Source organism: Chryseobacterium sp. MFBS3-17, assembly GCF_020687745.1.
Taxonomy (GTDB): domain Bacteria; phylum Bacteroidota; class Bacteroidia; order Flavobacteriales; family Weeksellaceae; genus Marnyiella.
The window spans coordinates 215,409-223,199 of the sequence record NZ_JAJEWK010000011.1; the positions used below are offsets into that span (position 1 = coordinate 215,409).

General features: G+C 42.7%; 8 protein-coding genes. All 8 read left to right on the plus strand.

Annotated features, from left to right (window positions below; all coding sequences use genetic code 11):
• Positions 1 to 170: 170 nt before the first annotated feature.
• The 8 genes from LKO26_RS10280 to LKO26_RS10315 all read left to right on the plus strand — a co-directional run bounded on the left by LKO26_RS10280 (position 171) and on the right by LKO26_RS10315 (position 7,578).
• The gene (locus LKO26_RS10280) at positions 171 to 1,067 is read left to right on the plus strand and encodes a DUF6089 family protein (protein WP_227587770.1); all 897 of its coding nucleotides are present in this window, start codon (positions 171 to 173) and stop codon (positions 1,065 to 1,067) included.
• A 1-nt stretch (position 1,068) separates the two neighbouring features.
• On the plus strand, positions 1,069 to 1,821 hold the full coding sequence (locus LKO26_RS10285; protein ID WP_227587771.1) for an isoprenyl transferase: 753 nt from the start codon (positions 1,069 to 1,071) through the stop codon (positions 1,819 to 1,821).
• A 26-nt stretch (positions 1,822 to 1,847) separates the two neighbouring features.
• The gene (bamA, locus tag LKO26_RS10290; RefSeq protein ID WP_227587772.1) at positions 1,848 to 4,385 is read left to right on the plus strand and encodes an outer membrane protein assembly factor BamA; all 2,538 of its coding nucleotides are present in this window, start codon (positions 1,848 to 1,850) and stop codon (positions 4,383 to 4,385) included.
• Positions 4,386 to 4,401: 16 nt separating this feature from the next.
• A complete protein-coding gene (locus tag LKO26_RS10295) occupies positions 4,402 to 4,935 on the plus strand; it encodes an OmpH family outer membrane protein (RefSeq protein WP_227587773.1) in 534 nt (177 codons plus the stop codon).
• A 64-nt stretch (positions 4,936 to 4,999) separates the two neighbouring features.
• Positions 5,000 to 5,497 carry an OmpH family outer membrane protein gene (locus tag LKO26_RS10300; RefSeq protein ID WP_227587774.1) on the plus strand — a complete coding sequence of 166 codons (498 nt, stop codon included), beginning with the start codon at positions 5,000 to 5,002 and terminating at the stop codon, positions 5,495 to 5,497.
• 61 nt (positions 5,498 to 5,558) lie between these two features.
• A complete protein-coding gene (locus LKO26_RS10305) occupies positions 5,559 to 6,041 on the plus strand; it encodes an acyl-CoA thioesterase (RefSeq protein ID WP_227587775.1) in 483 nt (160 codons plus the stop codon).
• A 2-nt stretch (positions 6,042 to 6,043) separates the two neighbouring features.
• Positions 6,044 to 6,910: a dTDP-4-dehydrorhamnose reductase gene (gene rfbD, locus LKO26_RS10310; RefSeq protein WP_227587776.1), complete on the plus strand. Its 867-nt coding sequence runs from the start codon at positions 6,044 to 6,046 to the stop codon at positions 6,908 to 6,910.
• On the plus strand, positions 6,907 to 7,578 hold the full coding sequence (locus LKO26_RS10315) for a hypothetical protein (protein ID WP_227587777.1): 672 nt from the start codon (positions 6,907 to 6,909) through the stop codon (positions 7,576 to 7,578). The genes rfbD and LKO26_RS10315 overlap by 4 nt, the downstream gene beginning before the upstream one ends.
• Positions 7,579 to 7,791: the final 213 nt, after the last annotated feature.

A 7,791-nucleotide genomic window follows, 5' to 3' on the forward strand; every position in this document is an offset into this window, starting at 1 on the left:
TATTATTGAACCAATGTTTAGGATAAAATAACAATTTTTAGCTTCTTTGCAGAAAATTTATATATTTTTTGTTTATATTTAACTAATCATTAAGAATTTCAGAAATATAAAATTGTTTTATATTTGCACAAATTAAAAATTAATACATAACGAAAAACCCGCGTTCTTCTATGAATAAAAAATTATTACTTGGCTTACTTGTTTTTGTTGTGTCTATGGCAAACTTGAAAGCACAAAGACATGAGCTTGGCGTCCGTTTTGGAACCAGCAGTATGGTTGGAGATATTGGAAGAACCAGTTACCTGTTACAGGCACCCCTGGATTTTGACCGGGTGGCAGATTATGGTCTGCCTCTGTACGGCGGACTTATTTACCGGATGAACTTCAATCCGCATCAGACTTTAAGATTTGATTTGGGGTACAGCCATATCCAGTTTGATGACAAAGTGGCCAAGGAAGAATACAGAAGAAACAGACAGATGTGGGGAACCAATAATCTTCTGGAAGCCGATGCGATTTTTGAATATAACTTTTTCCCGGTAAATAACGAGCAACAGTACGGTATGGTGAGCCCTTATATCTTTGCAGGTATAGGTGCCATGATGCATGATGTAACGCAGGCTACCCTGAACCATGATTTCAGAAGAGATGCAGATGGTGTGGCACAGGCACCGGTAAATGAACTGGACTATAATACCACGGTGGCATACGAGACCGGCCGTAAGGTAACCGCTTTTATACCCTTCGGGATCGGATTGAAATATAAGTTCAATTACAACTGGGCAATCTCCGGTGAGATGATGTTCCGTACCACATTTACAGATCAGCTGGATTATAGCACCATCAGTGCAAAAGATGTGAAATCTACCTTTAATGCAGATATTCTGGCACCCAATACCAATACCTCATTGCTGCAGACAGATGTGTACTACGCCGTATCAAAAGAGCGGGAAAGGGAGTTTATAAATAGCCGTACCGTAGGAGATCCGAATGGGAATGACTGGGTAAACAGTGTGACCATAGGGGTAACCTATTCATTCGGCAGACCTCCATGTTATTGCGATTGAGATGTCATCAGTAAAAGATAAAATAGATTTAAATCATATTCCGAAGCACGTTGCCATCATCATGGATGGAAACGGAAGATGGGCAAAATCCCGCGGCGAAGAAAGAACATTTGGTCATAAAAATGCGATTTCTGCCGTAAGAAATGCCATCAATGCCTGTAACGAAATCCATATTCCATACCTTACCCTCTACACCTTTTCTTCAGAAAACTGGAGCCGGCCGGATGAGGAAGTGAGCACTCTTATGAACTTGCTATCCGAAACCCTGATACTTGAAGCAGAAGAAATATTTACTAAAGGATTGCGTTTGCATATTATTGGTGATATAGAAAAGCTGCCTGCGCTTGTGCGTGACCAACTGATGCATGTAGCAGACCTTACTAAAGATAATACCGGCGGCAACCTGATTCTGGCATTGAGCTACGGATCCAGACAGGAGATCCTGCAAGCAGTGAAAAGGATCAGTACGAAAGTGAAGAACGGAGAAATCACAGAAGAAGATATAGACGAAAAACTCTTTGAAGATCATCTGTATACCAGAGATTTTCCACCTGTAGATCTCATGATCAGAACCAGCGGTGAAGTCAGAATCAGCAATTTCCTGCTCTGGCAAATGGCCTATGCAGAAATGCAGTTTCTGGATATTCTGTGGCCGGATTTCACCAAAGACTCCTTTTTTCAGTGTATTGTAGATTATCAGTGCAAGGAAAGAAGGTACGGCAAAACCAGTGAACAACTGGGCAGCGGATTATAAAATATAAAAAGTTAGTAAAATATATAATGAAGTTCAGATTCATCCCTATTATTATGTTTGTAGCCTCGGCACATTTATATGGCCAGGTAACACCACAGGGAAACCCGCAGGATACCAACCCTGTATATACGGAAAACCAGACCGGCACCTACACGCTGAAGGATATTGTGGTAGATGGTGTGAAAAGATACACCCCTGCACAAATCCTGCGCTTTACAGGATTATACAAAGGAGAATTGGTTGATATTCCCGGATCCAAAATCAGTTCTGCAATCCGGAAACTCTGGGAAACCAATTCGTTTTCAGAAGTAGAAGTCTATGTAGAAAGCATAGAAGGAGAAACCGTAGTGCTGCGCTTCTATCTGCAGGATCTGAAGGAGCTGGGAGAGGTTACCTTTACCGGAAAAGGTATGGGTAAATCCAAAAACGAAAAACTGGCCAAAGATCACAATCTGAAGCCCGGAACCAAAATTACCCAAAATTTAGTGTCCGGCATCAAAACCAATATTCCTCAGGAATATGTGAATAAAGGTTTTGCCGATGCCAAAATTACCATTCAGGATAAAGTGAATGCCAGCGACCCGAATCTGGTAGACTGGACCATAGAGGTGGACAAAGGGAAAAGAATCAAGATAGACCATATTGAATTCGAAGGAAACCAGGACGTGACCGATGCCAAACTGCGTAAGAAAGGATTTAAAGACACCAAGCAGAAGCGGTTCGGAATTGGCGGAATTCTGAAATCTTCCAAGTTCATTCAGGAAAAATACGAGAACGATAAGCATAATCTGGTGAATTATTACAACTCACTGGGATATCGTGACGCCCGCGTAATTTCTGACTCTGTATGGAGAAATCAAAAAAATAACTTCGAAATCAATGTCAAGGTAAACGAAGGAAAAAAATACTACATCGGCGACATCAGTTTTGTGGGCAATACCGCTTTCTCTACAGATTACCTGGAAAGAGTACTGGGGTACAAAACCGGTGATATTTATGATGCCGTAGGGTTTAATAAAAAAGTAGGCGAAGACGGTGGCAAGGAAGATGATTCTGACATCAAGTCTATTTATATGAATAACGGATACCTCTTTTCTAACGTGACACCCGTAGAAAAATCCGTGAAAGGGGATTCCATAGATCTGGAAATCCGGATTTCTGAAGGCGAAAAAGCCACCTGGAACCGCGTAACCTGGAGTGGAAATACCACCACGCACGACCACGTGGTCCTGCGCTCACTCAGAACCAGACCGGGAAGCCTTTTTGCAAAAAGCGATATCAAAAGAACCTATTTTGATCTGGCTTCTATGTCGTTCTTTGATCCTCAGCAGATCGGGCAGGACATTAAACCCAATCCGCAGGATAATACAGTAGATGTGCACTGGTCGCTGGTAGAAAAAGGATCTTCACAGGTACAGCTGCAGGCCGGCTATGGCGGGAACAGCTTTATCGGAACCCTGGGACTGACGTTCAATAACTTTTCACTCAGAAATTTTCTGAAATTTAAAGATTTCCGCCCGGTGCCGCAGGGAGACGGACAAACCCTGTCCATCCAGGCTCAGGCCGGATATTATTTCCAGAATTATGGTATTTCATTTATAGAACCATGGCTTTTTGGTACCAAACCTACAGCTTTGTCGGTAGGAGTGAATCAGTCACTGGTCAATTATGATGATATGTACGGCAACAGCCAGAAGCTGAATATCTTCTCGGCCAGTGCGGGTCTGAACCGGTTGCTGAAATGGCCGGACGATTATTTCTCTCTCTATACCGGAATTCAGTTCCAGAGTTATAACTTTAATAACTATCCGTTCCAGTTTGGAGAAACAACCGAGTACTATGGTAATGCCAATAACTTCAGCATCAATCTGGGACTCAGCAGAAATTCTGCCGGTATAGACCCTATTTTTCCTACTACAGGGTCTAATGTGGAAACTTCTGTGAAGTTTACGCCACCATACTCACTGTTCAACAATAAAGACTACTCCACTATGGCTCCTATGGAAAAGTACAAGTGGATGGAGTTCTATAAAGTGAAACTGAAGGGAGATTTCTATAATGAAATCATCGGCAAACTGGTGCTCAGAAGTACCGCTGAGATGGGATTCATGGACGGGTACAGCAAGGAACTGGGCGCACCTCCGTTTGAGAGATTTTATGTGGGAGGCACCGGACTCTTCGGTGGCCGCTATGACGGGCGTGAGCTCATTCCGCTCCGGGGTTATGAAAACGCATCTACCAACGGAGGAACCATGGAAGATATTACGCAACTGGGCGGAGGTACTATTTACAACCGTTTCTCGTTAGAATTAAGATACCCGATCTCTATGAACCAAACAGCAAAGATTTATGCACTCTCTTTCCTGGAAGGAGGTAACGTCTGGAATAAGTGGGGCAACTTTAACCCGTTCCAGCTCAAAAGATCTGCCGGCGTGGGGGTAAGGGTATATATGGGAGCGTTCGGGCTTATTGGTTTTGATTTTGCTTATGGTTTTGATAAGCCATTGTACAACTCAGATCCTTCCGGCTGGAAAACACACTTCCTGATGAATCAGACACTGTAACCCTATATCTATTATCATGAAAAGTATTGTAGCTTTCGTCTTCGTTATTTTTTCGTTTTTAGCACCTGCACAAAAGATGGGCGTGGTAGATACCGAATATATCCTGCAGAGGCTTCCGCAATATAAGGAGGCAGAAGGACGTCTGAATACACAGATTGCCACCTGGCAGACAGAAATTCAGAATCTACAGTCAGAATACGAACGTAAAAAAGCAGCCTTCGAAAGTGAAAAAGTGCTGCTGATAGGCGAGCAGCTTCGCCAGAGAGAAAAAGAAGTGGCCGATCTGGACAAAAATATCAAAACAACTTTAAGTCTGAGGTTCGGCACCAATGGCGAAATAGCCAAACTTCGCGCAAATCTGGTGCAGCCTTTTCAGGACCAGATCTGGGATGCCATCAGAACAGTATCAGAAAAAAACGGATTGGGTATAGTCTTTGATAAAAGCAATGATATCAATGTAATCTTTCTGCAGAAAAGATATGATTACACGGACCGCGTACTGGATCTTCTTACAAAAGGTACAGGAGCAAAGTCTTCCGATAGGAAATAAATTTTTTAACTTTGACCCGGATTTATTATCAAAAAAAAGAACCATTAATTATTTAACCTAAATTATGAAAAAATTAAGTGTATTATTTGCTGCAGTATTGATGCTGATGACTGTAGGCGTAGCAAAAAGCCAAAAAATAGCTGCCTTGGATTATGAGCAAGTTTTGTCTCTGATGCCAGAAGCAAAGAAAGTTTCTACGGACCTGGATACATTCAGTAAAACCAAAGAAAACGAACTGAAGAAACTGGGAGATACTTTTCAGGCAGACGTACAAAAGTACCAGACAGAAGGTGCGAAAATGACAGAAGCACAGAGAACTGCCAAGGAAGCAGAACTGCAGAAAACCCAGCAAAACCTTCAGCAAATGGCCGTTACTGCACAGCAGGATCTGCTTAAAAAAAGAGAAACACTGCTGAAGCCGGTGATTGACAAACTGAACGGAGCTATAGAAAAAGCTGCCAAAGCAAACGGCTGGGATTTCATCATAGATGCCAGTGCACTGATTTACAGAGGAGGCACAGATGCTACCGCTGCTGTAAAAAAAGAATTAGGTATTTCTTAATTTAACAAAGAATTAGTAAATACAACCGCCTTGTTAGAGGCGGTTTTTTTATTTTTGCCCTATGGATAAAGAAATTTCAAGCGTCATGAAGATCCGGTTCAGCGATTGCGACCCCATCGGACATCTCAATAATGTAAAATATCTGGAATACATGCTCAATGCACGGGAGGATCATGTGGAAGCATTTTATGGATTTACCTATGAAGAGTATACCCGCCGCACCGGCTGTACCTGGATTACTGTGCAAAATGAAATTGCCTATCTGAAGGAAGTGCGGTATAATGCAAAAGTGCAGATTTCGAGCAAAACTCTGGAGGTAAGAGACCGCATTTCAAAAATTGAAATCCTGATGAAAAGCGAAGACGGAAAAACCATTCATGCGGTATTGTGGATGACGATCATCTACTTTAATTTGAAAACCAGAAAATCTGCTGTTCACCCACCCGAAACCAAAGAAAAATTTGAAAAATTTCTGGTCAATATCGAAGAGACCAGTTTTGCGGAACGGGTGTCATCATTCAGAAAACTAAATAAACAGAACTAAATATGAAAAAAATACTGGTAACAGGAGCCGGCGGGCAACTGGGGAACTGTATACAGAAACTGGCAGCATCCCGTAATCTGGATTACCATTTCCATTTTGTGACCTCTGCACAGCTGGACATCACAGACGCTGCTGCGGTACAAGAACTTTTTGCGGAGATCAAGCCTGATTTTTGCATCAATGCAGCGGCATTCACTGCCGTGGATCTGGCAGAAAAAGAATCTGAAAAAGCATTTGCGGTAAATGCCACAGGTGCAGAAAACCTGGCCAAAGCCTGCGCAGAAGTGAAATGTATGCTGCTGCACGTCTCTACAGATTATGTATTTGATGGCGAAACAGAAATAAGTTACAGTGAAGATAATTTTACAAACCCGGCCAGTGTGTATGGCCAATCAAAACTGCAGGGCGAAGAACTGGCGCTGGAGCATCATCCGGAAACCGTGATTATCCGTACCTCATGGTTGTATTCAGAATTCAATAAGAATTTTGTGAAAACCATGCTCGCCTTATTCGCATCGCGGGAGGAAATAGGGGTAGTGGGAGATCAGTACGGACAGCCTACCAATGCCAATGATCTTGCCGAAGCACTGATGCAGATTATTGAAAGCGGTGTCAAAGGTTATGGAGTGTTTCATTTCTCCAATTATCCGGAAACGACCTGGTATGATTTTGCAGCAAAAATAGCAGAGTATACCCGCGCAGATACCAAGATCAATAAGATAACGACTCCGGAATATCCTACTCCGGCCAGCAGGCCGCGGCGCAGTACGCTGAGTCTGGACAAAATAGAAGAGGTATATGGCATAGAAAGCCGGCACTGGGAAAACAGTCTGGAGGAATGCCTGGACATTTTAGCTGCTGAGAAATGAAGAATATCCTCATCACGGCCTCATTATTAATCAGTGGACTCTGGTCTGCACAGCAGGTCACCTGGAACGAGGTGGCCGGAACGCATAATAATTCGGATAAGTTCCTGTACAGAATCACAGAGACTACCGGCGCTACCTATCTTGGCGAGGTAGAAGTACAAGGATTTACAACAGATGATGCAGCGGTTTTCGGTAAAGTGTACGAAAAGGCCAGGGAAGTAGGCGCAAATGTGTTCTTCTACCAGCCATTTCAGAGCATAGACGAATCAGAGTCTGCGTTTGATCCTGCACATTATAAACTGCGGTTGTATTATCTGTCGCCGGAGCGGTTACCGAAAGACGAAAATACTTTGTATATATATGCATCGCCTGCCAGGGGTCAGAAAATATCCTTCAATAAGGAGGAGGTCTATTTTGAGCCCCGTACCTTTACCAAAAGAAAATTAATGCATGGTGAAGAGTATATTTTATCCACCAGAAAACTATTGGGATCATCGGTCAGATTTTCTGTATTGCCGGATTCATCCCCTCAGTTTTTCCAGTTGCATGGCTTTCACCTGAAGAGCAGTCCGTATGGAGCGGCAGGAATCAACTTGAAATCCGGCGATATTATTCGCCTGGAACGTTCGTTTGCAGATTTTCTGTCGGTAATCTACCGGGAATTTTAAACAAGCGTTCAATTGTGTGAAAATTTTTCCTCTTAATATTCAATTGGTTAAGTGTTTTTTTGAAAATTATTTCATATAATATTTGGAGGATATTAATTTCCCCTTATCTTTGCAGTCCCAAATCGAGGTAACGAGATGATGGGGAGCGCAGGAGATAGATTGGAAGCCAGGTGGGTCTTTAGGGAATAAGATGAAGAAGAGAAGGTCTTGAAA

Coding starts and splice junctions, on each gene's coding strand:
- LKO26_RS10280 (WP_227587770.1), top strand. CDS start 171: ATGAATAAAAAATTATTACTTGGCTTACTTGTTTTTGTTGTGTCTATG.
- LKO26_RS10285 (WP_227587771.1), top strand. CDS start 1,069: ATGTCATCAGTAAAAGATAAAATAGATTTAAATCATATTCCGAAGCAC.
- bamA (WP_227587772.1), top strand. CDS start 1,848: ATGAAGTTCAGATTCATCCCTATTATTATGTTTGTAGCCTCGGCACAT.
- LKO26_RS10295 (WP_227587773.1), top strand. CDS start 4,402: ATGAAAAGTATTGTAGCTTTCGTCTTCGTTATTTTTTCGTTTTTAGCA.
- LKO26_RS10300 (WP_227587774.1), top strand. CDS start 5,000: ATGAAAAAATTAAGTGTATTATTTGCTGCAGTATTGATGCTGATGACT.
- LKO26_RS10305 (WP_227587775.1), top strand. CDS start 5,559: ATGGATAAAGAAATTTCAAGCGTCATGAAGATCCGGTTCAGCGATTGC.
- rfbD (WP_227587776.1), top strand. CDS start 6,044: ATGAAAAAAATACTGGTAACAGGAGCCGGCGGGCAACTGGGGAACTGT.
- LKO26_RS10315 (WP_227587777.1), top strand. CDS start 6,907: ATGAAGAATATCCTCATCACGGCCTCATTATTAATCAGTGGACTCTGG.